Origin of the sequence: Mycobacterium colombiense (genome assembly GCF_001672755.1) — a bacterium.
GTDB classification, from domain to species: domain Bacteria; phylum Actinomycetota; class Actinomycetes; order Mycobacteriales; family Mycobacteriaceae; genus Mycobacterium; species Mycobacterium colombiense_C.
Genome location: NZ_LZKI01000108.1, coordinates 41,585 through 66,628 on the forward strand (window position 1 = coordinate 41,585; position 25,044 = coordinate 66,628).

Annotated in this window: 28 protein-coding genes; 14 read left to right on the forward strand and 14 right to left on the reverse strand. The window is 67.3% G+C overall.

The genetic code is table 11. The features are described from left to right. Positions 1-3 precede the first annotated feature (3 nt). Positions 4-2,163 (reverse strand): elongation factor G-like protein EF-G2, encoded by a 2,160-nt coding sequence (locus tag A5708_RS14625; protein ID WP_065029311.1) that lies wholly within the window; start codon positions 2,161-2,163, stop codon positions 4-6. A 143-nt stretch (positions 2,164-2,306) separates the two neighbouring features. Then, positions 2,307-2,723, reverse strand: coding sequence for a TIGR03668 family PPOX class F420-dependent oxidoreductase (locus tag A5708_RS14630; protein WP_065029312.1), 417 nt, complete (start codon positions 2,721-2,723; stop codon positions 2,307-2,309). A gap of 173 nt (positions 2,724-2,896) precedes the next feature. On the opposite strand from A5708_RS14630, the gene A5708_RS14635 reads away from it, so the two are divergent. The 4 genes from A5708_RS14635 to A5708_RS14650 all read left to right on the forward strand — a co-directional run bounded on the left by A5708_RS14635 (position 2,897) and on the right by A5708_RS14650 (position 8,011). After that, positions 2,897-3,979, forward strand: a complete 1,083-nt coding sequence (locus A5708_RS14635) for a S1C family serine protease (RefSeq protein WP_065029313.1) — start codon at positions 2,897-2,899, stop codon at positions 3,977-3,979. A gap of 121 nt (positions 3,980-4,100) precedes the next feature. After that, a complete protein-coding gene (gene treS / locus A5708_RS14640; protein ID WP_065029394.1) occupies positions 4,101-5,873 on the forward strand; it encodes a maltose alpha-D-glucosyltransferase in 1,773 nt (590 codons plus the stop codon). Positions 5,874-5,928: 55 nt separating this feature from the next. Further along, complete coding sequence (locus A5708_RS14645) at positions 5,929-7,278, forward strand: maltokinase N-terminal cap-like domain-containing protein (RefSeq protein ID WP_065029314.1); 1,350 nt, start codon at positions 5,929-5,931, stop codon at positions 7,276-7,278. 46 nt (positions 7,279-7,324) lie between these two features. Next, on the forward strand, positions 7,325-8,011 hold the full coding sequence (locus A5708_RS14650) for a YoaK family protein (RefSeq protein WP_065029395.1): 687 nt from the start codon (positions 7,325-7,327) through the stop codon (positions 8,009-8,011). A 57-nt stretch (positions 8,012-8,068) separates the two neighbouring features. On the opposite strand, the gene ag85C is transcribed toward A5708_RS14650, so the two are convergent. The 5 genes from ag85C to A5708_RS14675 all read right to left on the reverse strand — a co-directional run bounded on the left by ag85C (position 8,069) and on the right by A5708_RS14675 (position 11,980). After that, positions 8,069-9,094: a diacylglycerol acyltransferase/mycolyltransferase Ag85C gene (gene ag85C / locus A5708_RS14655; protein ID WP_065029315.1), complete on the reverse strand. Its 1,026-nt coding sequence runs from the start codon at positions 9,092-9,094 to the stop codon at positions 8,069-8,071. Positions 9,095-9,327: 233 nt separating this feature from the next. Continuing rightward, positions 9,328-10,146, reverse strand: a complete 819-nt coding sequence (locus A5708_RS14660; RefSeq protein ID WP_065029316.1) for an ABC transporter permease — start codon at positions 10,144-10,146, stop codon at positions 9,328-9,330. Beyond that, a complete protein-coding gene (locus A5708_RS14665; RefSeq protein WP_065029317.1) occupies positions 10,136-10,966 on the reverse strand; it encodes an ATP-binding cassette domain-containing protein in 831 nt (276 codons plus the stop codon). The genes A5708_RS14660 and A5708_RS14665 overlap by 11 nt, the downstream gene beginning before the upstream one ends. Continuing rightward, a complete protein-coding gene (locus tag A5708_RS14670) occupies positions 10,963-11,415 on the reverse strand; it encodes a MarR family winged helix-turn-helix transcriptional regulator (RefSeq protein ID WP_065029318.1) in 453 nt (150 codons plus the stop codon). The genes A5708_RS14665 and A5708_RS14670 overlap by 4 nt, the downstream gene beginning before the upstream one ends. Before the next feature lie 67 nt (positions 11,416-11,482). Further along, a complete protein-coding gene (locus A5708_RS14675; protein ID WP_065029319.1) occupies positions 11,483-11,980 on the reverse strand; it encodes a metallophosphoesterase family protein in 498 nt (165 codons plus the stop codon). A gap of 95 nt (positions 11,981-12,075) precedes the next feature. On the opposite strand from A5708_RS14675, the gene A5708_RS14680 reads away from it, so the two are divergent. From A5708_RS14680 to A5708_RS14690, 3 genes are read left to right on the forward strand one after another with little or no spacing between them, the layout of a single operon-like run. Beyond that, entirely contained in the window at positions 12,076-12,384 is a 309-nt protein-coding gene (locus A5708_RS14680; RefSeq protein WP_065029320.1) for a metal-sensitive transcriptional regulator, read from the forward strand. A gap of 33 nt (positions 12,385-12,417) precedes the next feature. Next, positions 12,418-13,032: a DsbA family protein gene (locus tag A5708_RS14685; RefSeq protein WP_065029321.1), complete on the forward strand. Its 615-nt coding sequence runs from the start codon at positions 12,418-12,420 to the stop codon at positions 13,030-13,032. Positions 13,033-13,074: 42 nt separating this feature from the next. Beyond that, positions 13,075-13,476: a DUF302 domain-containing protein gene (locus tag A5708_RS14690; protein WP_065029322.1), complete on the forward strand. Its 402-nt coding sequence runs from the start codon at positions 13,075-13,077 to the stop codon at positions 13,474-13,476. 27 nt (positions 13,477-13,503) lie between these two features. Here the strand turns inward: A5708_RS14690 and A5708_RS27240 are convergent, their stop codons facing one another. After that, entirely contained in the window at positions 13,504-13,677 is a 174-nt protein-coding gene (locus A5708_RS27240; RefSeq protein WP_196772643.1) for a hypothetical protein, read from the reverse strand. 225 nt (positions 13,678-13,902) lie between these two features. Here A5708_RS27240 and A5708_RS14695 point away from each other — a divergent pair, with 225 nt between their 5' ends. After that, a complete protein-coding gene (locus tag A5708_RS14695; protein WP_065029323.1) occupies positions 13,903-14,358 on the forward strand; it encodes a MaoC family dehydratase in 456 nt (151 codons plus the stop codon). Positions 14,359-14,362: 4 nt separating this feature from the next. On the opposite strand, the gene A5708_RS14700 is transcribed toward A5708_RS14695, so the two are convergent. The 3 genes from A5708_RS14700 to A5708_RS14710 form a co-directional block, all read right to left on the reverse strand. Next, on the reverse strand, positions 14,363-15,655 hold the full coding sequence (locus A5708_RS14700) for an acyl-CoA dehydrogenase family protein (RefSeq protein WP_081292965.1): 1,293 nt from the start codon (positions 15,653-15,655) through the stop codon (positions 14,363-14,365). Between the two features lie 96 nt (positions 15,656-15,751). After that, entirely contained in the window at positions 15,752-16,453 is a 702-nt protein-coding gene (locus A5708_RS14705) for a GAF and ANTAR domain-containing protein (RefSeq protein WP_065029325.1), read from the reverse strand. A 50-nt stretch (positions 16,454-16,503) separates the two neighbouring features. After that, entirely contained in the window at positions 16,504-17,598 is a 1,095-nt protein-coding gene (locus A5708_RS14710) for a F420-dependent hydroxymycolic acid dehydrogenase (protein ID WP_065029326.1), read from the reverse strand. A 51-nt stretch (positions 17,599-17,649) separates the two neighbouring features. On the opposite strand from A5708_RS14710, the gene A5708_RS14715 reads away from it, so the two are divergent. Then, entirely contained in the window at positions 17,650-18,255 is a 606-nt protein-coding gene (locus A5708_RS14715) for a GNAT family N-acetyltransferase (protein WP_065029396.1), read from the forward strand. A 64-nt stretch (positions 18,256-18,319) separates the two neighbouring features. Next, positions 18,320-18,673 carry a hypothetical protein gene (locus tag A5708_RS14720; protein WP_065029327.1) on the forward strand — a complete coding sequence of 118 codons (354 nt, stop codon included), beginning with the start codon at positions 18,320-18,322 and terminating at the stop codon, positions 18,671-18,673. A 34-nt stretch (positions 18,674-18,707) separates the two neighbouring features. Here the strand turns inward: A5708_RS14720 and A5708_RS14725 are convergent, their stop codons facing one another. Next, the gene (locus tag A5708_RS14725; RefSeq protein ID WP_065029328.1) at positions 18,708-19,382 is read right to left on the reverse strand and encodes a TetR family transcriptional regulator; all 675 of its coding nucleotides are present in this window, start codon (positions 19,380-19,382) and stop codon (positions 18,708-18,710) included. Between the two features lie 70 nt (positions 19,383-19,452). Between A5708_RS14725 and A5708_RS14730 the strand changes: the two genes are divergently transcribed. From A5708_RS14730 to A5708_RS14745, 4 genes are read left to right on the forward strand one after another with little or no spacing between them, the layout of a single operon-like run. Next, a complete protein-coding gene (locus tag A5708_RS14730) occupies positions 19,453-20,556 on the forward strand; it encodes a ferredoxin reductase (protein ID WP_065029329.1) in 1,104 nt (367 codons plus the stop codon). Positions 20,557-20,598: 42 nt separating this feature from the next. Then, positions 20,599-21,714, forward strand: coding sequence for a fatty acid desaturase family protein (locus tag A5708_RS14735; RefSeq protein ID WP_065029330.1), 1,116 nt, complete (start codon positions 20,599-20,601; stop codon positions 21,712-21,714). Positions 21,715-21,758: 44 nt separating this feature from the next. Next, the gene (locus tag A5708_RS14740) at positions 21,759-22,283 is read left to right on the forward strand and encodes an SRPBCC family protein (protein WP_196772644.1); all 525 of its coding nucleotides are present in this window, start codon (positions 21,759-21,761) and stop codon (positions 22,281-22,283) included. Continuing rightward, positions 22,283-23,332 (forward strand): LLM class flavin-dependent oxidoreductase, encoded by a 1,050-nt coding sequence (locus A5708_RS14745; protein ID WP_065029332.1) that lies wholly within the window; start codon positions 22,283-22,285, stop codon positions 23,330-23,332. The genes A5708_RS14740 and A5708_RS14745 overlap by 1 nt, the downstream gene beginning before the upstream one ends. Here A5708_RS14745 and A5708_RS14750 read toward each other — a convergent pair. Further along, positions 23,329-24,432, reverse strand: coding sequence for a DUF1214 domain-containing protein (locus A5708_RS14750; RefSeq protein WP_065029333.1), 1,104 nt, complete (start codon positions 24,430-24,432; stop codon positions 23,329-23,331). The two genes, A5708_RS14745 and A5708_RS14750, sit on opposite strands and share 4 nt — an antisense overlap. Next, on the reverse strand, positions 24,429-25,004 hold the full coding sequence (locus tag A5708_RS14755) for a TetR/AcrR family transcriptional regulator (protein ID WP_065029334.1): 576 nt from the start codon (positions 25,002-25,004) through the stop codon (positions 24,429-24,431). Before A5708_RS14755 ends, A5708_RS14750 begins: the two co-directional genes overlap by 4 nt. Positions 25,005-25,044 lie beyond the last annotated feature (40 nt).

The window sequence follows — 25,044 nt, forward strand, 5'->3', positions numbered from 1 at the left end:
GTTCTAGACGGTGGCGTTCAGCCGGGCGGCCGCGGATTCCGGCATGGGTTCGTAGCGGGCGAAGGACCGGGTGAACGAGGCGGCGCCGTGCGCCAGGGAACGGAGGTCGATCGCGTAGCGGGTCAGCTCGACCTGCGGTACCTCGGCCTTGACCACGGTGCGCTCGTTGCCCGCGGTGTCGGAGCCGAGCACCCGGCCGCGCCGGCTGGACAGGTCACCCATCACCGCACCGACGAAGTCGTCCGGCACCAGCACCGAGATCTCATCGATGGGCTCGAGCAGCGCCACCCTGGTCGCCGCGGCGGCCTCGCGCAGCGCCAGCGAGCCCGCCATCTGGAACGCGAAGTCCGAGGAGTCGACGCTGTGCGCCTTGCCGTCGAGCAGGGTGACCCGGATGTCGACCACCGGATAGCCCGCGTGTACGCCCTTCTCCATCTGCGCCCGCACACCCTTCTCCACGCTCGGGATGAACTGCCGCGGCACCGCTCCGCCGACCACCTTGTCGACGAATTCGAAACCGGAGCCTTCCGGCAGCGGCTCCACCTCGATGTCGCACACCGCGTACTGGCCATGCCCGCCGGACTGCTTGACGTGGCGGCCGTGGCCTTTTGCCTTGCCGCCGAACGTTTCTCGCAGCGGGACCCGCAGTTCAACGGTGTCGACCGTGACGCCGTACCGATTGGCCAGCGCGTCGAGCACGACACCGGCGTGCGACTCGCCCATGCACCACAACACGACCTGGTGGGTTTCGGGGTTCTGCTCGATCCGCAGCGTCGGATCCTCGGCGGCCAACCGTCCCAATCCCACCGACAGCTTGTCCTCGTCGGTCTTGGCGTGCGCCGCGATCGCGACCGGCAACAACGGTTCGGGCATGGTCCACGGCTTCAACACCAACGGCTCCGACTTGTCCGAAAGCGTGTCACCGGTTTCGGCCCGGCTCAGTTTGCCGATCGCGCAGATGTCACCCGCCACCACGGCCGTCGCCGGGCGCTGCTGCTTGCCCAGCGGGAAGGACAGCACCCCGATGCGCTCGTCCTCGTCGTGGTCGGGATGCGCGTGGCCGTCGCCGTTGGGCGTGCCGAAGAACGACGCAAAATGGCCCGACACATGAACAGTCGCGTCGGGCCTGATGGTGCCGGAGAACACCCGGACAAGACTGACCCTGCCGACGTACGGGTCCGACGTCGTCTTCACCACCTCGGCCAGCAACGGCGCGTCCGCGGCGCACTTCAGGCTGGCGTGCGGCGCACCGACCTGTGTGAAGACCTCGGGTAGCGGGTGTTCCATCGGTGACGGGAAGCCGCGCGTGGCGACCTCCAGCAATTCCAGGGTGCCTACCCCGCTGCTGCTGCAGACCGGGATCACCGGAAAGAACGACCCCCGGGCGACGGCGCGCTCCAGGTCCTGGATGAGCACGGATTCGTCGATGGCCTCGCCCCCGAGATAGCGCTCCATCAGCGACTCGTCCTCGGACTCCTCGATGATTCCCTCGATCAGGGCGCCGCGCGCCTCCTCGATCTGCTCGGCGTCGGCGGGATTCGGCGGCTGCACGGTGCGATTGCCGTCGGTGTACTCGTAACGTGTCTGCGAGAGCAGTCCGATCAGGCCGGTGCAGGACGGCAGGTCGGTGGGCAGATAGAGCGGTAACACCTTGTCGCCGAACGCATTCTGCGCGGCGGCCAGCGCCTCGGAGTAATTCGCCCGGGTGTGGTCGAGCTTGGTGATGACCACGGCGCGGGGCATGCCGACCTGGTTGCATTCCTGCCACAGCGATTTGGTGGGCTCGTCGACGCCCTCGTTGGCCGCGATGACGAACAGCGCGCAATCCGCGGCGCGCAGCCCTGCCCGCAACTCGCCGACGAAGTCGGCGTATCCGGGGGTGTCGACCAGGTTCACCTTGACGCCGTCGTGCGACAGGGACGCCACGGCGACGCCCACCGATCGTTGTTGGCGGATCTCGGCATCGTCGTAGTCGCAGACCGTGCTGCCGTCGGCGACCGAGCCGCTCCGGGTCAGCACACCGGCGGCGACCAACAGGGCTTCGACGAGTGTGGTTTTGCCGCCACCGGACGGACCCACCAGCACGACGTTGCGAATTTCGTCCGGACCGTCGGCGGTGGGAGCGCTCCCCGCTCCTTGGGAAGTATTCGTCCTGTCGGCCATGACTTTCCTCCAGGTTGCCCAGGGCGCGCCGTTGCTGACCTAGTTAGCACCTATCTAGCTACCATTCACCGAACTTCGGTCGACCACAAGACCGTCGGGCCAGATCAGGTACCCGGGGCCGTGCCGCGGCTTTCGGGGCGCGCTCAGTAGTGCCAGCTGGACCAACGCTGCACCGCGACCTCGATCACCGGCCCGTTCAGCGAAACCGATTGATACTGGGGGTATTTCGCACGCAGCAGGCGGCGGCCGAGATCGACGGCGTCGCCGTCGGTGTGCACGGTCGCGAGACCGTCGGCGCGCACCCACCACAGCTGGGTCCAATCGTCGGCGTAGTGGTCGACGAGCAGGCTCACCCGGGGGTTGTCCTCGATGTTGGCCAGGCGGCGTAGCCGCCGCGTCGTTTTCGGTTTCGCGTCGACGGCCGTGTAGACCACGTCGCCGGTGTCGGCGGCGACCGCGAAGACCACCGGCACCAGGTGCGGCAGGCCACCGGGCGCGACCGTGGCCAGCCGGGCTACCGGGGACCCGGTGAAGCTGGCCTTGGGGTCGAATTCGCCCACCGGGTCAGCTTAGGACGAGCGACAAATAGGGACGGGGAGCCGATGAGGCGCGTCATACCTGGCACATGCCGTGCATAGCTACCTGCATTACGGTTATATACACACAAATGTGCCGCCAAGATCCTGAGGCCGGGACAGTTTGTTCTCAACCGCGAAGCAGGAGGGTGACACCGATGAGCAAATCGCAGCACCGCCCGGTCTTGTGGTCATGGTTGGTCAGCGTGCTGACCGTGGTTGCACTGGGCCTCGGCTTGGGGTCCGGGGTGGGCCTCGCGCCGGCGTCGGCGGCGCCGTCGAATTTCGCGCTGGACCGGTTCACCGACCGTCCCCAGGCGCCGCTCGACCCGTCGGCGATGGTCGGTCAGGTCGGGCCGCAGGTGGTCAACATCGACACCAAGTTCGGCTACAACAACGCGGTCGGCGCCGGAACCGGAATCGTGATCGATCCCAACGGCGTCGTCCTGACCAACAACCACGTGATCTCCGGCGCCACCGACATCAGCGCATTCGACGTCGGCAACGGGCAGACCTACGCCGTTGACGTGGTCGGCTACGACCGCACGCAGGACATCGCGGTGCTGCAACTACGCGGCGCGAGCGGGCTTCCCACCGCCGCGATCGGCGGCGAGGCCACGGTGGGGGAGCCCATCGTCGCGCTCGGCAACGTCAACGGCCAGGGCGGCACGCCCAACGCGGTGACCGGCAAGATCGTCGCGCTCAACCAGAGTGTCTCGGCGACTGACACGCTGACCGGCGCGCAGGAGAGCCTGGGCGGCCTGATCCAGGCGGACGCCCCGATCAAGCCGGGCGACTCCGGCGGCCCGATGGTGAACAACGCCGGCCAGGTGATCGGCGTGGACACCGCCGCCACCGACAGCTACAAGATGTCGGGCGGGCAGGGCTTCGCCATCCCGATCGGGCGCGCGATGGGAGTTGCCGGACAGATCCGCTCGGGAGCCGGCTCGAACACCGTGCACATCGGTCCCACGGCCTTCCTCGGTTTGGGCGTGATGGACAACAACGGCACGGGCGCGCGGGTGCAACGGGTGGTCAACACCGGTCCGGCGGGCGCCGCGGGGATCGCGCCCGGCGACCTCATCACCGGCGTCGACAACGTCGCGATCACCGGCGCCACGTCCATGACAGAGGTGCTCGTTCCGCACCACCCAGGGGACACCATCGCTGTGCACTACCGGTCCAACGACGGTGGCGACCGTATCGCCAACATCACCCTGGCGGAGGGACCGCCGGCCTGACATCCGCGCCGATGGAACGCGGCCGGTGGCGAATTCGTTTGCTGCCGGGCGGGTTTCGTCGTAAACGTGGGGGTGTGATTCCGAAAGTCGCGCCCAGGGTACCCGTGGCATCGTGGATTTGATGAACGACGCAAGAGAAGCTGTCGAGCACCATCCCGAAGGTGGTAGTCACGTCCAGGACGGCGTGGTGGAACACCCCGACGCCGAGGACTTCAACAACGCCGCCGCGCTGCCCACCGATCCCACGTGGTTCAAGCACGCGGTGTTCTACGAGGTGCTGGTCCGTGCGTTCTTCGACGCCAACGCCGACGGCGCCGGTGACCTGCGCGGTCTGTTGGGGCGCCTGGACTACCTGCAGTGGCTTGGCATCGACTGCATCTGGCTGCCGCCCTTCTACGACTCGCCCCTGCGCGACGGCGGGTACGACATCCGGGACTTTTACAAGGTGCTGCCCGAATTCGGGACGGTCGAGGACTTCGTCGCGCTGCTCAACGCCGCGCACGAGCGGGGGATCCGGGTCATCACCGACCTGGTGATGAACCACACCTCGGACTCGCACCCCTGGTTTCAGGAGTCGCGGCACGACCCCGACGGCCCGTACGGCGACTACTACGTGTGGAGTGACACCGCCGAGAAATACACCGACGCGCGGATCATCTTCATCGACACCGAGGAGTCCAACTGGACCTTCGACCCGGTGCGCAAGCAGTTCTACTGGCACCGGTTCTTCTCCCACCAGCCCGACCTGAACTACGACAACCCGGCCGTGCAGGAAGCCATGATCGACGTGCTCCGGTTCTGGCTCGAGCTGGGCATCGACGGGTTCCGGCTGGATGCGGTGCCCTACCTGTTCGAACGCGAGGGCACCAACTGCGAGAACCTGCCCGAGACGCACGCCTTCCTCAAGCGCGTCCGCAAGGTCGTCGACGACGAGTTCCCGGGCCGGGTGCTGCTGGCCGAGGCCAACCAGTGGCCCGCCGACGTCGTCGAGTACTTCGGCGACGCCACCACCGGTGGTGACGAATGCCACATGGCATTCCATTTCCCGCTGATGCCGCGGATCTTCATGGCGGTGCGCCGGGAATCGCGCTTTCCGATCTCGGAGATCCTGGCCCAGACGCCCGAGATCCCGGATATGGCGCAGTGGGGGATCTTCCTGCGTAACCACGACGAATTGACACTGGAGATGGTTACCGACGACGAGCGTGACTACATGTACTCCGAGTACGCCAAGGACCCGCGGATGAAGGCGAACGTCGGCATCCGCCGTCGGCTGGCGCCGCTGCTGGACAACGACCGCAACCAGATCGAGCTGTTCACCGCCCTGCTGCTGTCGCTGCCCGGCTCGCCGGTGCTGTATTACGGCGACGAGATCGGCATGGGCGACGTGATCTGGCTGGGTGACCGTGACGGGGTGCGCACGCCGATGCAGTGGACGCCGGACCGCAACGCGGGCTTCTCCAAGGCCAACCCCGGTCGGCTCTACCTGCCGGCCAGCCAGGACTCGGTCTACGGCTATCAGGCGGTCAACGTGGAGGCCCAGCGCGACACCTCGACGTCGCTGCTCAACTTCACCCGGACGATGCTGGCCGTGCGGCGCCGTCACGAGGCCTTCGCGATCGGGGCCTTCGAAGAGCTGGGCGGCTCGAACCCGTCGGTGCTGGCCTTCGTGCGACAGGTGTCCGAGGACGGTGACACCGTGCTGTGCGTCAACAACCTGTCGCGTTTTCCCCAGCCGATCGAACTGAATCTGCAGCAATGGAGCGGTTGCACCCCGGTCGAGCTGACCGGGCAGGTGTTATTTCCGCGCATCGGTCACCTGCCCTACCTGCTCACCCTGCCGGGACACGGGTTCTACTGGTTCCAGCTGACCGGATGCGAGGAGGACGCATGATTTCCACTCGCGCCGCGACGATGCGCAGCGGAGCCGATAATAAGGAGTGGCGCAAATGACTCAGCCGGCCAAGCTGCCCTGGTCTGAGTGGCTTCCACAGCAACGCTGGTACGCCGGACGCAACCGCGAACTGACCGGCGCCGAAGCGAGCGTGGTCGTCCCGCTCGACGAGGGCCTCGATCTGGTGATCGTCGATGTCGACTACGCCGACGGTTCCCGGCACCAGTACCAGGTGATTGTGCGGTGGGATGCCGCCCCGGTCTCCGAGTACAGCAACGTCGCGACCATCGGCGCCGCCGACGACCGGACCGGTTTCGACGCGATGTATGACGCCGCCGCGCCGCAGTTTCTGCTTTCGCTGATCGACTCGTCCGCCTCGCGCCGCAGCCCGTCGGGCACCGAGGTGAAATTCGCCAAGGAGCCGGATGCGGTGCTGCCGCTGGACGCGATGGCGCACGTATCGGACGCCGAACAATCCAACACCAGCGTGATCTTCGACCGGGACGCCATCTTCAAGGTGTTCCGTCGGGTCAGCAGCGGCATCAACCCCGACATCGAGCTGAACCGGGTGCTCGGCCGGGCCGGCAATCCGCACGTCGCACGGCTGCTGGGAACCTATGAGATGACGGGCTCGGACGGCAGCGCCGATACGGCGTGGCCGTTGGGCATGGTGACCGCGTTCGCCGCCAACGCCGCCGAGGGCTGGGCGATGGCCACCGCCAGCGTGCGCGACCTGTTCGCCGAGGGTGACTTGTACGCGTACGAGGTCGGCGGCGACTTCGCCGGTGAGTCCTACCGGCTGGGCGAGGCGGTGGCGTCGGTGCACGCCACCTTGGCAGAGACCCTCGGCACCTCGCAGGCCGCCTTCCCGGTGGACAACGTGCTCTCGCGGCTGTCGGCGACCGTGGCCCTGGTGCCCGAGCTCAAGGAGCACGCGTCGACGATCGAAGAGCGCTTCCAGAAGCTGGACACCGAGCAGATCACCGTGCAGCGCGTGCACGGCGATCTGCACCTGGGCCAGGTGCTGCGCACGCCGGAGCGCTGGCTGCTGATCGATTTCGAGGGCGAACCGGGGCAGCCGCTCGAGGAGCGACGCGCACCCGACTCACCGTTGCGCGACGTGGCCGGCGTGCTGCGGTCGTTCGAGTACGCCGCTTACGGTCCGCTGGTGGACCAGGCGGACGACAAGCAGTTGGCGGCGCGCGCCCGCGAATGGGTCGAGCGCAACCGCACGGCGTTCTGCGACGGCTATGCGGCCGCCTCCGGGACCGACCCGCGCGACTCGGCGCCGCTGCTGGCCGCCTACGAGCTGGACAAGGCCGTCTACGAGGCCGGCTACGAGGCGCGGCACCGGCCGGGCTGGCTGCCGATTCCGTTGCGCTCCATTGCTCGCCTGTCGGGCTAGCTTGGCGTCCGCTGCGCGCGCCGTGGCCGTCTGGAAGCATGTGCGTGTGCCGAGCGAGATATACAACAGCGAGTCGCGGTTGTCGTGGGTGCTGGCGGCGCTCGCGGGCGTGCTGGGGGCCACCGCCTTCACCCACTCCGCCGGCTACTTCGTGACCTTCATGACCGGCAACGCCCAGCGCGCGGTGCTCGGGTATTTCCGCGGCGACGTGCTGCTGTCGGCCACGGCGGGGGTGTTGATCGTCTGCTTCGTCGCGGGCGTGGTGGTCGCCTCGGTCTGTCGGCGGCACTTCTGGGTGGCCCACCCGCACGGCCCGACGGTGCTGACGACGTTCAGCCTGGCGGCGGCCACCGTGGCCGACGTCGTCGACGAGGGCTGGGAAGAGAATCTGCTCGACTTCGCACCAATCATGTTGGTGGCCTTCGGAATCGGCGCGTTGAACACGTCCTTCGTCAAGGACGGCGAGGTGTCGGTGCCGCTGAGCTACGTGACCGGCACGCTGGTGAAGATGGGCCAGGGGATCGAGCGCCACATCGCCGGCGGATCCACCGCGGACTGGCTGGGCTACTTCCTGCTGTTCGCCAGCTTCGCGGTGGGCGCGACGGTGGGCGGCTTCATCAGCACGCTGGTCAACGGGACGTGGATGCTGGTGGTGGCCACCGTCGTGTGCGCTCTGACCACCGGCTACACGTATTTCCACTCCGATCGCCGGGCCCTGCTCGACGAGGCGTGAAAAAGAGCATCGGCAGTAGCGCTGACCGGTGCGCTACTGCCGATGCTGGCTTTGGCCTCAGGCCGCGGGAGGGTTAGCGGTGGGTGCGCTAACCGGTGCGGCGTTGACCGTGTTGAGGGTTTGCAGGATGTCGGGCTTCATCGCGACCAGCTGCTGGTTCCAGTAGGGCCAGGAGTGCGTCCCGTTGGCCGGGAAGTTGAACACCCCGTTGCGTCCGCCCGCGGCCGCGTAGTTGTTCTGGAACTGTTCGTTGGTGCGCAGCGTCATGCCCTCCAGGAATTTCGCCGGCATGTTGTCGCCGCCGAGGTCGCTGGGGGTGCCGTTACCGCAGTAGACCCAGATGCGCGTGTTGTTGGCCACCAGTCGCGGAATCTGGACCATCGGGTCGTTGCGCTTCCACGCCGGATCGCTGGACGGGCCCCACATGCTGTTGGCGTTGTAGCCACCCGCATCGTTCATCGCCAGCCCGATCAGGGTGGGCCACCAGCCCTCGGACGGGTTGAGGAAGCCCGACAGCGCGGCGGCATACGGGAACTGCTGCGGGTAGTAGGCCGCCAGGATCAGCGCGGAGCCGCCCGACATCGACAGGCCCACGGCCGCGTTGCCGGCCGGCGAAACCTGCTTGTTGGACTGCATCCACAGCGGCAGTTCCTGGGTCAGGAACGTCTCCCACTTGTAGGTGTAGTTCTGCCCGTTACCCGAGGACGGCTGATACCAGTTGCTGTAGAAGCTGGACTGGCCACCGACCGGCATGATCACCGACAGGCCGGACTGGTAGAACTCCTCGAAGGCGGGGGTGTTGATGTCCCAGCCGTTGTAATCGTCCTGCGCGCGCAGGCCGTCGAGCAGGTATACGGCGTGCGAACCGCCGCCCTGGAACTGGACCTTGATGTTGCGGCCCATCGACGGCGACGGCACCTCGAGGTACTCCACGGGAAGCCCAGGCTTGGAGAAGGCCCCCGCGACGGGTGAGCCGCCGGAGGCCACGGCGACACCGGACAGCAGGGAGGCCCCCATAGCCGCGATCGCCAGTCGGCGCGGCATGGTAGCCGCTGCGCCACGCAACTTTTCGAAGAACGACATAGCTCTCTACCCATCCCAACTTTCATCTGCCGCATGGTGCGGTCGAATCTGTTCTCGGGGAGTGAAACACAGCGAGAGGGCCGAATTCGGTTGTCGCGGCCGGGATACCAGATCGCGGTTAGCTAACGATTGGGCCTCGCCCGGAAATCGTCACGGTCGGGTCACGATCGGCTCTCGAACCATGCGCCCATCTTGCGATGCGCTAACGCATGCGCTATCGCATTCGCAACGTGTCAGGCGACCAGACGGCGCAAAAGCGTTGATGCCGTGGCGATTCCGAGCACGGCGGCCACCAACAGCACGACGATGTCCGCAGGGTTGAAGGGCGTGCCGATCAGGAGCGCCCGCAGCGCGTTCACCTCGTAACTGAGTGGGTTGACCTTACTCAGCACGTGCAGCCACGCCGGCATGATGTCGACCGGATACAGCGCGTTGGACGCGAAGAACAGCGGCATGGTGATCGCCTGGCCGATGCCCATCAGGCGGTCGCGGCTGCGCACCAGGCCGGCCAGCGTCATCGACAGGCAGGCGAAGAACGCGGCGCCGAGCATGACGATGGCCATCGCCGCCACGATCCGCAGCGGATTGACCGTCAAGCCGACACCCATCACGTACGCCAGTGCCAGCACCCCGACCACCTGGGCCACCGAACGGACCCCGGCGGCAAACGCCTTGCCGGTGATCAACGCCGACGCCGGAGCGGGCGTCACCATGAGTTTGGCCAGCACGCCGGCGTCCCGGTCCCAAATGATCTGTATGCCATAGAAAATGGAGATGAACAGTGCCGACTGGGCGATGATCCCCGGCGCCAGAAACGCCAGATACGACACGGACCCGGTGGGGATGACATGGAGGTGGCTGAACGTGGTCCCGAAGATCAACAGCCACAGCGCGGGCTGCACCATCCGGGTGACCAGCTCGGTCCTGTCGTGTTGCAGCTTCTGCAGTTCGACGATCGCGAATGCTCCGATGCGACTGCACAGCGCGTTGACTCGTTGCCAGCCGCGCGGGGCGCGAATCAGCGTGCCCGCCAGCCCGCTATCAACCGACACGGCGCGCCACCTTTCTGCTGGAACGGATTTCGCGAATGGACCCGTTGGCTTCCGATGAATCTTCCTCGTCGTCCAGGCCGGATGCCGCGTAGTGGCGGAACACATCCTCGAGCGTGGCCGTCGGCGATACCGTGGCCTTCAACTTGTCGGGGGTGCCGACGGCACGCAGCCGGCCGCGGTGCATCAGGGCTACCCGGTCGCACAGCGCGTCGGCTTCTTCCATGTAGTGGGTGGTCAGCAGCACGGTCATGCCGAACTGCGCCTGCATCTTTTGCACCTGGGCCCACACCCCGTCGCGCGCGATGGGATCCAGGCCGACGGTCGGTTCGTCGAGCACCAGCAGCGACGGGCGGTTGACCAGCGCCTGCGCCACCTCGAGGCGGCGCACCATGCCACCGGAGTAGGACGACGCCAGCCGGTCGGCCACGTCGATGAGGTCCATCGCGGCCAGCGCCTGATCGACGCGGTCGGCGCGCTCGTTGCGGGGCACCCCGTACAGCCGCGCGAACCACTGCACGTTCTGCCGTCCCGTCAGGGCGGGTTCGATCGAAAGCTGTTGCGGCACATACCCGATGTTGCTTCTGATGTCGGTGGTCCGGCGGCGCGCGTCCATCCCGAAAATGCGCAGTTCGCCGTGCTGCACCGGGGTCAGTGTGGTCAGCATCCGGACCATGGTCGTCTTCCCGGCGCCGTTGGGTCCGAGCAGGCCCATGGTTTCACCGGGCCGGACCTGCAGTGTCACGTCGTCGACGGCGGTGAACTGGCCATAGCGATAAGTCAGGTTGCGGCCGTCGACCGCCATCGGCAGCGACCCGCTCATGATCGCCGCTCCCGCAGTTTCTGGGTCATCGTGTCGAGGACCTCCAATCCTTTTGTCAAAGTCTCGATCTGGTCGTCGTCGAGCTCGTCGATCACCTCGGAGAGCAATGCCCGCCGGGTGGCGCGGGATGCGTCGACGATCTGCTGGGCGGGCTCGGCGAGCCGGAGTTGGCACACCCGGCGGTCGGTGTCGCCCGCCGCACGCAGCAGCAGCCCGCCGGACACCAGCTTGGTGACCAGGGTCGAGGCGGTGTTGGCCACCAGCCCGAGCTCGGCGGCAGCGGCGCTGACCGAGATCCCCGGCCGGCGCCCGACCAGCCACAGCAGCTCGGACTGCGACTCGGAAAGCCGCGACGACTCGAACCCACGGCCGGCCGACCTGCGGAGTTGCCGGCGGAACCTGCCGACCACACCGAACAGCTCGCCCGCCACATCAGTGCGTGATTTCATATGCACCCATAATACCTCTGTAGCCGAGCTATCTATGTGGGGAAGCTATGTGGCAGGTATGTACCCGTTACCTGGGCAGACGATGCAGCTCGACGTCGGTCAGCGCGCCATTGTCGACGCGCGCGGTCATGTAGGTGCAGAACGGTTGGCGGCGGCGATCCGTTGGTGACCCGGGATTGAGCAGGCGCAATCCGGATGCGGTGGTGGTGTCCCACGGGATGTGGCTGTGCCCGAACACCAGCACGTGGCTGTCGGGGTAGAGCCGCGACATCCGCGCGTCGCGTCCGGTCGTGGCCCCGGTCTCGTGCACGACGGTGAATCGCACGCCGGCCAGCGTCACGTCCGCGCGTTCGGGCAGCCGTGCCCGCAGGTCCGGGCCGTCGTTGTTTCCCCAGCAGCCCACCAGCCGGGCCGCCCGGACTTCGAGCTCGTCGAGGAACTCCGGTGCTATCCAGTCGCCGGCATGCACGACGACGTCGGCCCCGGCCACCTCATCCCAGACCGTCGCGGGCAGGTCGCGGGCCCGTTTGGGGATGTGGGTATCGGCAATCAGCAGCAGCCTCACAGCCCCATCTTGCGCCAGTGGACTTCCCGGCGGCCGCCGACCGACGCCGAGCGGAGCCCAGGTCTATACCCTACGGGGTATGGTATAACGGACGCATGGCAATCGAAGGCAACGGCAGCGGATCGCGCAACACAGATGTCGTCAGGCACGACCCCGGCGACATCGATGCCGCCCTGACCCGGTTACGGCGCGCGCACGGTCAGCTCGGGGGCGTCATCTCGATGATCGAGCAGGGCCGCAGCTGCAAGGACGTCGTGACCCAGTTGGCCGCGGTGTCGAAGGCCCTGGATCGCGCCGGGTTCAAGATCATCGCCTCGGGCCTGCGTGACTGCATCACCGGATCAGACGGCCAGCCGGCCGTTTCGATCGATGAGCTGGAGAGACTGTTTTTGAGTCTGGCCTGACGGCTCCTGGCGTTGAGGAAGGGGAGGGGGCAGATGTCCTCTATCGAAACTGATCGCAGCGCGCCGACGGTGACGCTGTGGCTGGACCCGGTGTGTCCGTTCTCGTGGAACACCGCACGGTGGCTGCGTGCGGTTGCCGAGACGACCGGGCAGTCGATCGATTGGCGGCTGATGAGCCTGGCGATTCTCAACGAGGGTCGCGAACTGCCGCCCGCGCAGGAGGCCCGCATGCGGGACTCGCGGCAAATCGGTCGGCTGATGGCCGCCGTAGCGGGCGAGCATGGCGCCCAGGGTTGGGCCACCGCGTATTTCGCCTTCGGCGAGCGGTACTTCGACCGCTCAGAACCCGTCAGCGCCAACCTCGTCGCGCAGGTCTTGATGGCGGCCGGGGCCCGCGGCGCCACGGCGGCGGCGGTCTCGGACGCATCCCTGGACGACCTCATCCGGACCCAACATGAGGCCGGCCAACGGGCGCTGGGTGAGACCGGGGGCAGCCCGATACTGCGGATCGGCGAACACACCTTCTTCGGGCCGGTGCTCACCGCGTTGCCGGATGCGCAGGCCGCGACCGCCGTGTTCGATGCGGTCGCAACGTTGGCCGCAACTCCGCAGTTCGCCCAGCTGCAACGGCCGCGCACCGCGGCCTAGCCAGGCATGCGGCGACATCAACGCTGAAATGAGGAGGAAATAATGACATCGGAATTGAGCACCACGCTGCACACCTCGTTCGAGGATGCGGTGGATCGGACCACAAAAGCTCTGGCGGATCAGGGTTTTGGCGTGCTGACCACGATCGACGTGAAGGCCACGCTGAAGCAGAAGCTCGGCGAGGAGATGGAGAACTATCTGATCCTGGGCGCGTGCAACCCGGTGCTGGCGCATCGCGCGCTGGGCGCCCACCGCCAGATCGGCCAGTTATTGCCGTGCAACGTGGTGGTGCGGTCCGATCCCGCCGGCGATGCGGATGCGGTTCTGATCGAGGCGATGGACCCCCAACTCATGGTCAAGGTCACCGGCGAGCAGGCCGCTCTGCAAGAGGTCGCCGACCAGGCCACCGCCAAGCTGCAAGCCGCTATCGGCGCGCTCGGATAAGTGTCGGGGCCGCGACGGTAGGCAGCGCTAACCGCGCTCGCTACGGGCTTCGGCGCCCGACTCACCGGCGTCGAAAGAATCGTCGGAACCCGCCGCGCCCACATACGAGCCGTCTTCCTCTCCCGCGGCGGCGCGGGACTGAGTCTGGTGCGTCTCAGCGTCCACGTCTTCCTCGGCCTTATGGCCCTTGTGATCTGACATGCTGGCTTCCTTTTCTGTGGAGGTCCCCGGGGGGATTCCCGCGACGGCTCGCGTGAAACGAGCCCGGACGGCCAGCGCGCCAACCTCGATCAGTGCCGGATTGAATTCGGCTCGGTGACTTCTACCCACGAGAGCCCCAGGCGGACGAGCCGGCGCGTCGCCCGGATGGCCGGCGCGTGGACGCCCGGCGCTATTGTTAGCAGCCGGAACCAAGGAGAAACCTCAATGCGCACCTTCGAATCAGTCACCGAACTTGCCGCCGCCGCGGGCGAACCCCTCGGGCACAGCGACTGGGTCACCATCACCCAGGAAGACGTCAACCTGTTCGCCGATGCGACCGGCGATCACCAGTGGATCCACGTCGATCCGGAGCGGGCCGCGTCGGGTCCGTTCGGCAAGACCATCGCCCACGGTTTCATGACCTTGGCGTTGCTGCCGCGGCTGCAGCACCAGATCTATACGGTCAACGGCATCAAGCTCGCAATCAACTACGGCCTCAACAAGGTTCGCTTCCCCGCCCCGGTCCCGGTCGGCTCTCGGGTGCGTGCGCAGAGTTCGTTGCTCAGCGTCGACGACGTGGGCAACGGCGCCGTGCAGGCGACGATCTCGACCACCGTCGAGATTGACGGTTCGGCCAAGCCGGCGTGCGTGGCCGAAAGCGTGGTTCGTTTCGTCGCCTGACGCCCTAGAACTCGGCGACCGCGTGTTCCAGCCGCTCGGCCAGTCGTGCCTGCGCCTCGGCGCGCCGGGTCGGGATGTGGGCTGACGGGAAAGGCGTTGTCACCGGCTCGTATTCACGCAGCGTCCGGCGGGCGACCGTCATCTTGTGCAGCTCGGTGGCACCGTCGGCGATGCCCAGCGACTCGGCGGCCACCAGCATCTTGACGAACGGCATCTCGTCGGAGACGCCCAGCGCGCCGTGCAGGTGCAGGGCGCGTTGCGCGACGTCGTGCAGCACTTGGGGCATCGCGACTTTCACGGCCGCGATGTCACGGCGCACCTTTTGATAGTCATCGTGCTTGTCGATCAACCAGGCGGTGCGCAGCACCAGCAGCCGGAACTGCTCGATCTGTATCCAGCTGTCGGCGATCTTTTCCTGCGTCATCTGGAAGTCGGAGAGGTGGCCATGCCTGGTCTTGCGTGACACGGCGCGTTCGCACATCATGTCAAAGGCCTTGCGCGCCAGGGCGATCGTGCGCATCGCATGGTGTATGCGGCCGCCGCCCAGGCGGGTCTGCGCGATCATGAACGCCGCACCCTCGCCGCCGAGCACGTGATCGGCGGGCACCCGGACGTCGTTGTAACGGACGTACCCATGCGAACCGTGCTTGGACTCGCCGCCCACCCCGACGTTGCGGATGATCTCGATCCCCGGCGTCTCGCCCGGAACGATGAAGAGCGACATCTTCTCGTACGTGCGGGCGTCGGGCTTGGTCACCGCCATGACGATGAAGAACGACGCATGCCTGGCGTTGCTGGAGAACCACTTCTCCCCGTTGATGACCCAGTCGTCCCCGTCGCGGGTCGCGCTCGTCACGAACATCCCCGGATCCGAACCGCCCTGCGGTTCGGTCATCGAGTAGCACGAGGTGATCTCGCCGTCCAGCAACGGCTGCAGGTAGCGGGCCTTTTGTTCGTCGGTGCCGAACAGCGCGAGGATCTCGGCGTTGCCGGAATCCGGTGCCTGGCAGCCGAACACCGAAGGCGCCCAACGGGAGCGCCCGAGGATTTCGTTGAGCAGCGCGAGTTTGACCTGGCCGAAGCCCTGACCACCGAGCTCGGGGCGCAGGTGCGCGGCCCACAGACCCTGGTCCTTCACCTGCTGCTGCAAGGGCCGCAGGATGGCCATCATCTCGGGGTTCTTCTTGTCGTAGGGATCGAGGGCGACCAGGTCGAGCGGTTCCAGCTCTTCGGTCATGAATTTTGCGACCCAGTCCAGCTTTGCCTGGTATTCGGGGTCCGTTTCGAAGTCCCACACGATGGCCGACCAATCCCCGGCGCAACGCCGCGCCGGACTCGTTGATGAAGCCATCCCATCCTAGAGCGGGGCGTTCACCCCGGTTCCGGCAAGGACCTATTCGTGCTCGCCCCGGGTGTCGATGATCCGTTGGGCGATGTCGACCAGTTTCATCTGGTTCTCCTGCGAGAGCATCCGGAGCAGTTCGAAGGCCCGCACGTCGTCCACGCCGAAGCGTTCCATGATGATGCCCTTGGCCTGACCGATCCGGTCTCGCGTCGACACCGCCGAATACAGTTGTTCCGCATGGCTTCCCGCCAGGATCGCCGCGGCGGCGTGCGCGGCGAACACCGAGCCGATGGTCTCGGCTTCGGTGTCCCACGCATTGGCTCGATGGCTGAACAGATTCAGTGCGCCGGCCGTGCGGTCCGCCGTATACAGCTTGAACGACATGCTGCTGAGCACGCCGAGCTCTACCGCCGCGGGCGCGTACTTGGGCCAGCGCGGCTCGTTGCGCAGGTCATCGCTGCGCACGATCGTCTCTTGCAGGGCGGCCTCGGCGCAGGGCCCCTCACCGAAGTCCTGCTGCAGCTTGTCGAGCTGCGCCGCCAGGTCTTCGGTGTCGCCCAGCGATTCGAACTCGCCGCCCCTTTTCACCAGCAGCACGCCCGCGACGTCGGCGCCCGGTATCACCTCCACCGCCATCGCGGTCACCTCGGCCAGCACCTGCCCGAGGCTGCGCGGTGCGGCGATCCCGCGGGCCAGCTCGGCCATCCGCACGGCCAGTTCGTGGTGGGAGCCCGGGTCTGAAACATCCATAGGACCCCGATTGTGCATGATCTGGCTACTGTGCGTAACCCACGCGGCGTTCAGTGCAACTTCGACAGGACGTTGGTGCGGTAGAACTCGATGGCGACGACGGGATCGTCCTGGGGGAAGTGCAGGAATGGGATGGCGCCGGCGTCCAGGACCCGCTGCACGGCCTCGATGTGCACAGCCGGGTCGGTACCGACGGTCCAGCCGGCCAGCACCTTGTCGATGGGGTTGGCCTCGGCCGCGCGCTGGATCTCGACGGGATTGGGCTGATCGACCGCCCCGGCCGTGAAGCGCCACAGCGTGGCGGCCCGAGTGGCCTCGGCGTTGTCGCCGACGACCGCGAACAGTTCGGCGCGCTTGCCCAGCGAGCCCACGTCGCGGCCGCCGGCTTGTGCACCGGCAGCGAAGGCCGCCAACAGTTTTGGGTTTGTGACATCGGGGGCCTGCGTGATCCAGCCATCCCCGCGCTGTCCGGCGAGCTTCACGCTCTTCGGACCGGCCGCGGCCACGAAGATCGGTGGCGGCGTGGCCGGAACGTCGTACAGCTTCAGCGAATTCGTCTGGAAATAGTGTCCGGAGAACGAGATTCGCGCGCCACTCCACAGCTGTCGGATGAGGTCGATCGCCTCGGCCAGCCGGTCGTGGCGCTCGGCGTAGTTGCCGTAGGTGTTGGTAGTGGCCTGTTCGTTGAGGCGCTCGCCGGTGCCCAGCCCCAGAAACACCCTGCCGGGGTTGAGGATCGCCAGGGAGGCGAACGCCTGGGCAACCGTGGCGGGGTGGTACCGGTAGGTCGGACACGTCACCCCGGTGCCGAACGAGATGTGGCTGGTGCCGCTGCCCACCAGCGCCAGCGTCAGCCAGGGAAACATCGCATGGCCTTCGTTGTCCTGCCACGGCTGGATGTGGTCGCTGGCCCACACGTATTGAAAGCCCGCCTGCTCGGCCGCCTGAGCCTGTGCGACCAGCCGATCGGTGCGGAACTGTTCGTGGGAGAGCACAAATCCCACGCCCTTGCCCGCCGGCGGCGGACCGCTGGACTTGCCATGGTCGCCGGCCGGTTTCGCGCATCCGTCGGCCACCCCGACGGACCCGAGCATGCCCGCACCGGCTGCCACCCGCCCGAACGCTCGCCGCGAGATGCCGGTCACCGGATCGGCGTACCCGTCCCACCGGGCCTCACACGCACTAGCGTGTTGCGGATGACCCCGCAGGTCCGGCAGGCAGCCAGAGGTGATGTCCGCGCGCTGTCGCGCACGCTGGCTCGCGCGTTCTACGACGATCCGGTGATGATCTGGTTGATGCCCGATCAGGACAAGCGGACCGCGCACCTGGCCCGCCTGTTCGCGACGATGACGCGCCACCACCACCTGTCCCGCGGGGGCGTGGAGGTGGCCTGCGCGGACGCGGGTATCGGCGCTGCGGCGCTGTGGGATCCGCCCGACCAGTGGCAGGAGGCGTCTCGCGCGCAGCTGGCGATGACCCCGACCTTCATCCGGGTGTTCGGCCTGCGCTCGATGCGTGGACGCGCGATCCAGGAATTGATGAAGAGCGTGCATCCTGCCGAATCGCACTGGTATCTGGCCGTTATCGGCAGCGATCCGGACGTCCGTGGCAAGGGATTCGGACAGGCGTTGATGAGGTCACGGCTGGACCGCTGCGACGCCGAGTACTGCCCGGCCTATCTCGAGTCGAGCAAGCCCGAAAACGTGCCCTACTACCAGCGATTCGGCTTCACGGTCACGCGCGAGATCGCCCTGCCGGACGGTGGTCCGACCCTGTGGGCCATGTGGCGCCCGCCGCGTTAGCGGATAGCCGGAACGGCGCTCTGCCCGCGTTTAACCCCCCGACGGCGCGGGCAACCGTTTTGGCATGAGCGATAACCCCCAGGCGGACGACCTGGTGGATCCGGCGGACCTCCCCGAAGAGGGCGGCCCGGGTGACACCCTGAACGCGAGCGAAGGCACCGACTCGGACGAGCTGCGCAACGACGACGGCGACATCGTCGTCGACCCCCCTGAGGGCTGGAGCGAGGCCAACCGGTTCGGCGTGACGGCCAGGGAGGAGCGCGAGGGCGAATCCCTCGATTCCCGGCTGGCCGCCGAGGAGCCCGACGTTCCCGATGCCGTCGAGCCGGTCGACGACAAGCCGCGGCGCGCCCATCGCGGCCAGATCGACGGCACCCCCGAGGACGGCGAGTCGCTGTATGACGTCGTCGACGAGTAAGTGAGTGCTCGGCTGTTTACTGCGGCCGACGCACTCAGGGTGTGCTTTGCCAGCCGGCGATGCCGGTCGCGATCATCCTCAGCTGCTTGACCGCGAGCCGGCGGATGTCTTCGGTCGCCTCGGTGCTCTGCGAATCCTCGATGGCCTCCGCGATCACGATCATGGCGTTGACGAACAGGGTGGCCAGCACGTTGAGGTCCTCGGTGGTCCACTTGTTCAGCCCGGGGAATCGCGCCAGGTCGGTGGCCAGTTCGGAGGTGATCAGCCGGATCTCGGTGCGAATGGCGTACCGCAGCACCGACAAGCCGCTGTTGCGTTCGCGGCCGATCAGCCGCCAGTGTTCGCGCCTGTCTGCGACGCTGGCGACCAGGATCTCGACGGACGACTCGATCACCCGGTTCGGGTCGAGCTTGCCGGCACGGGCATCACGCAGGGTGTCACGCAGGCTCCGGAACGACTCGTCGATCAAGACCAGGCCGAGGGCCTCCATCGACTCGAAATGCCGGTAGAACGCCGCCGGGACGATCCCGACCTCGCGGGTCACCTCGCGCAGGCTCAGGCTGGAGAAGCTGCGGTCCTGCAACAACTTGAGCGCCGCCGCGATGATGGCCCGGCGGGTCGCCTCCTTGCGCTCCTCACGCGACTGACTTTCGCGCGACCGTTCGCGGCCAGAGCCGCGCCCGCGTGAGCTAGGAGTACGGCTGTTCACTGTGTGAACCCTACCACAGCCAGGCAGTAAACCCTTGACTGCATGGGCGTTGCGGCCGCACGGTGTACATATGTTCACTCAAACCGCTCAAACTTCTGGCCGAGTCCTCGCGCGGACCCTGCGGCAGCGTGTGTTGGGTTCAGAGCTCCTAGACCTGCTGACCGGTCCACACGGCGTCGACCGCTACACCGAGTTGGTGGCGCCGACCTGGACCCTGGGCGAGTCGCGCGCCAAAGTGACCGACGTGCGCCGGAGCACCCCGCGCAGCGTCACCCTGGCCCTGACCCCCAACGACACCTTCCTGTCCGCCCACAGCCTGAAGGCCGGCCAGTACGTCAACCTCACCGTCGAGATCGACGGTCGCCGGCACACCCGCTGCTATTCGCCCGCCAATGCCGAAGGGACGGCCGGCCTGGAGTTGACCATCGGCCGGCACGAGGGCGGCCTGGTCTCGAACTATCTGTACGAACACGCCCACCGCGGCATGGTGGTCGGTCTGACCGGCACCGGTGGCGACTTCACGTTGCCGGCACGCGGACCGCAAAGCCCGCAGCGCATCCTCTTCGTTTCCGGGGGTAGCGGTATCACCCCCGTGCTGTCGATGGCGCGCACCCTGGTCGTCCAGGGCCATCCGGGCGAGATCGCATTCATCCACTACGCCCGCACGCCCGCCGAGGCGCCCTATCGCGACGAGCTGGCCGCGATGGCCCCGGTGCGGGTGCTGCACGGCTACACCCGATCCGACGACGGCGACCTCACCGGACGGTTCGGTCCGGAGCACCTGGCCGCCGCGATGCCGTCACCCGATGCGGTATTCGTCTGCGGCCCAACACCTCTGGTGGAGGCCGTCCAGTCGCACTGCGACAACGCGTACACCGAGAGCTTCGTGCCACCTGCCTTCGACGCGCCGGCCAAGCCGTCGGGTGGACGAGTCACGTTCGCCGACAGCGGAGTTGACATCGTCGATGACGGGCGGTCGCTGCTGGAGCAGGCCGAGTCGGCGGGCCTGACGCCCGAGAACGGATGCCGGATGGGCATCTGCCACACCTGCACACGGCGCAAAACCGCCGGTACCGTGCGCAACCTGGTCACCGGTGCGGTCTCGACCGCTCCCGATGAGGACGTGCAGATCTGCGTGTCCGTTCCGGTCGGTGACGTGGACCTGTCGCTGTAACGGAAATCCGGAACAGCTGAGAAAAGACTTGGAGGACAAGCAATGTCGAACGACAAGATCACCCTCACACCCGAACAGGCCGACGCATTCGGCCGTGAACTCGACGCCATCAAGGAACGTGTGATGGCAGAACTCGGCGAGAAGGACGCCGACTACATCCGCCGCGTCATCAAGACGCAGCGTGCGCTGGAAGTCGGTGGCCGGGCGCTGTTGTTCGCCGGGTTCCTACCGCCGGCATGGCTGGCCGGCACCACGATGCTGGGCCTGTCCAAGATCCTGGACAACATGGAGATCGGCCACAACATCATGCACGGTCAGTACGACTGGATGCGCGACCCGGCCATCTCCGGGCGCACCTTCGAGTGGGACACGGCGTGCCCGGCCGATCAATGGCGGCACTCGCACAACTACATGCACCACACCCACACCAACATCGTGGGGATGGACCGCGACATCGGCTACGGAATCCTGCGGATGAGCGACGACCAGCCGTGGCAGCCGTACTTCCTCGGCAACCCGATCTACGCCTTCCTGCTGATGGTGTTGTTCCAGTACGGGGTCGCGTTGCACGAGCTGGAAACCGAGCGGATCCGCTCCGGTGAGATCCGGCTCGAGGACAAGCGCGAAGTCCTTCGGGCCATCTGGAAGAAGACCCGTCGCCAGACTCTCAAGGACTACGTCGCCTTCCCGCTGCTGGCCGGGCCCGTCGCGCCGTTCGTCTTCACCGGCAACCTCACCGCCAACCTGATGCGCAACGTGTGGTCGTACATGATCATCTTCTGCGGCCACTTCCCGGACGGCACGCAGGAATTCACCGTCGAGGAGACCAAGGACGAGTCGCGCGGCATGTGGTACTTCCGCCAGGTGCTCGGCTCGGCAAACCTCACCGGCGGCAAGCTCTTTCACCTGCTCTCCGGCAACCTGTCGCACCAGATCGAGCACCACCTGTTCCCGGACATGCCGGCCCGCCGGTACTCCGAGATCGCGGCCGAGGTGCAGGAGATCTGCGAACGCTACGGCATCCCGTACAACCGCGGTCCGCTGCTGCGCCAGTTCGGCACCGTCGTCCGCAAGATCGTCCGGCTGACCCTCCCGGACTCCTGGGTGCAGAAGGCCGGCGCCGAGAAGTCGCCCGAGCCCGAGCCGGTCGCCGCGTAAATCCACGCGGCCGGGGCATTGCCTGGCGCCGGGACAGGGGGACAATGAGGTCCGTGGAATGGACCGGCGCGCGCTATGCGGATACCCCGACAGTGGAAGCTTCGACGTGGATCGACGCCGACCCGGCCCGGGTCTGGGGCCTGGTCTCCGATATCGCACTGATGCCCGCGTTCAGCAGCGAGCTGAAGGCCGTGGAATGGGCGGAGGGTTCGGACGGCCCGCGGGTCGGCGCGCGCTTCATCGGACACAACGAGCACGACGCGTTCGGGCAGTGGAGCAGCACCTCGCAGATCGTCGCCTGCGATCAGCCGCACGAATTCACCTGGGCCGTCGGCCAACCCGACGATCCGGCGGCGATGTGGCGATTCCGGCTGGCGCCCCGCGACGGCGGCACCGTCCTGAGCTACTGGATGCAGATGGGGCCGGGCCGCTCGGGTCTGTCGGTGGCCATCGAGTCGATGCCCGACAAGGAGCAGAAGATCGTGTTCGTGCGGCTGCGCGAATTCGAGGGCGCGATCGGAAAGACCCTGGCGGCGATCAAACGGCTGGCCGAACACGGAGTGCATTGATGCGGACCGCCACGACGGTCGAGCTCTCCGGTACCGGGAGCGAGGCCGCTGAGGTCGTGGCGTTGGCCGTCGAGGCGGAGAAGCTGGGTCTCGATGTCTGCTGGGTGGCCGAGGCCTGGGGCGCGGATGCGCCATCGGCCCTGGGCTATCTGGCGGCCCGCACCGAGCGGATGCTGCTGGGCTCCGGCGTCCTGCAGGTCGGCACCCGCTCGCCGGTGATGGTCGCGCAGACCGCGATCACGCTGTCGAACCTGTCGAACGGGCGATTCCTGCTCGGGTTGGGTGCCTCAGGCCCGCAGGTGATCGAGGGCCTGCACGGCGCCTCGTTCAGCCGGCCGCTGGCTCGCATCTCCGAGACGATCGACGTTGTGCGGCAGGCGTTCTCGGGCGGGAAAGTCTCCTATGCCGGAAGGGAATTCGAGATCCCCCGACCCGGCGGCGAGGCAGTGCCCATGCGGTTGTCGAATCGCCCCGAGCACCCCATTCCGGTGTACCTGGCCGCCCTGTCACCGGCGATGCTGCGGTTGACCGGACGGGTCGCCGACGGCTGGCTGGGCACCAGCTTCGTTCCCGAGGGCGCCGGCGACGCCTATTTCTCGCACCTCGACGACGGGCTGGCCGCCGCGAATCGTACGCGCGCCGACATCGACATCTGCCAGGGCGCCGAAGTCGCCTTCGCCGCAGACGAAGACGAGCTGCGGGGCATGATCGCGGGCCGCAAGAAGGAGCTGGCCTTCAGCCTCGGCGGCATGGGATCGTCGAGCACCAATTTCTACAACCGGGCCTACAGCCGGCAGGGCTGGGCCGACGTTGCCGCCGCGGTGCGCGAGCGCTGGCAGCGCGGCGACCGGGACGGGGCGGCCGGCCTGGTGACCGACGAGATGGTGTTGGCCACCACCCTCATCGGGACCGAGGAGATGGTCTCCGCGCGCCTGGCGGTGTGGCGCGACGCGGGCGTGAATACCGTGCGGCTGTATCCCGCGGGCGCGACGCTGGACGCCAAGCTGGAGACGCTGGGCCGGGCGATCGAACTGGTCCGCCAGGCCTAGCTGACCTCGGTGGGGGCATCGGCCGACTTGACGAGTTTCACCTCGGGCCGCTGCGGCACGCCGTCGGAAAGGAACCACCGAAACGCCAGGTTGCCGCGCGGATAGCCCAGCGTGGTAAGCGAATTCGGGTGCGCCGTCTTGTCGGCGGACAAGACGACCGTGACGGAGCCGTCGCTGTTGAGGACGGCGCTGTGACCATTCAGGGAACACCGGGCGTCCTCCGCGCCGACCGTCGCCATGAACTGGTTCCACACCACCAGGTTCCAGAACCTGCACGACGGCGGCCGGTGCGTGATGACCAACGCCTCGTCGTCGTCGAGCACGAAACTGCCATAGGCATAGCACGCATCGCGCGCCGACCAGCCGAAGTTGGCGTCCGGCACCTGATAGGGCTCGGCGAATTCGTTTGCAGCATGCGCGGTCTCGTGGCCGAGCGCGTGCTGATCGTCGACCCGGTTCCCGACGGCCAGCGGCACGATGGCGAACATGGTGCGCAGCCAGGTCGCCGCCGCGCGCAGGCTTGCGGCCGTCTCCGCGTCGCCGTGCCGGATCGGGTCGGATTCGTCGAGGGCCTCGATGTTCCAGACCACCGGGCGGCCGGTCAGCGGATCGGCCTGGTAGTCACGGGTCATCAGCACCGCCGCGTCGGGCGTGGCGGGGAACTCGAAGCTGAAGTTGCCGTCGGCATCGATGTCCAGATCGGTGTCCCGGACTATCGACACGACCCGGTCCGACCACGCGCCGGGCGAGGGCTCGTTATAGGCGGTCACCGAGAAGTACACGCTGTCGCCCCTGTTGCCGCTGACGCGATAGCGCCGCTTCGGGTCGATCGGGCAGAGGAAGTAGTAGGCGTCGGTGTTGTCGCCGCCCCACCGGCGGTCCCGGCGAAACGGGGTGTTCACCGCGACGAACTGTGGCCGACCCGGCTCGGGGAACAGATAGGTGTCGAGCGCGACGCCCAGCGTAGTGGCCAGCATCCGGTAGCCGTCGGCGACGTGGCGGTCGTCGGTGACCGCCCGGTCACCCTCGAGGAAGCCGCGGTCGAGGGCGCCGAGGGTGGCGAGCAGCTCATTCCACGCGGTCGTCGATTCGTGCGTCATGCGCTGATTCCTTTCAGGAGCAATGCGGTGGTGCGGTCTACCCAGGTGTCGTCGAGCTCGTCGGGGCGGGTGAGCAGGCCCATCAGCGTGATGCCGGCGATGGCCTCGGTGAGCTCGGAGGCGGTCACGCCGGGGCGGACCTCGCCGCGGGCTACGGCCCGCTGCAGCAGCTCGGTGAGCCCGCCACCGATGACGTCGGCGAACCGCTCCAGCAGCGCCGAGTGCAGCGTCGGGTCCGCCGCCATCTCGGCGACCAGTCCCGGCAGCGCCGCCCGGGCGGGCGGTGTGCTCAGGAAAGCCATTGAACGACTGACCATTTCGTGCAGGTCCTCGGGCAGCGACCCGGTATCCGGAAGCTCCGTCGCGGCGCCGATCGGGAACACCGCCTCGTGGACCAGGTGCGCCTTGCTCGGCCAGCGCCGGTAGATGGCGGGCTTGCTGGTGCCGGCTCGTTCGGCGATGGCGGAGACCAACAGCGAGGCGTAGCCCGTCTCGGCGAGAAGCTCGACGGTGGCGCTGAGCACCGCACCGTCGATACGCGGATCACGAGGTCGACCAAAGTCTACAACCATTACGAAACTCAGAGTAACATAAGTCGCCGTGAACGTTCAC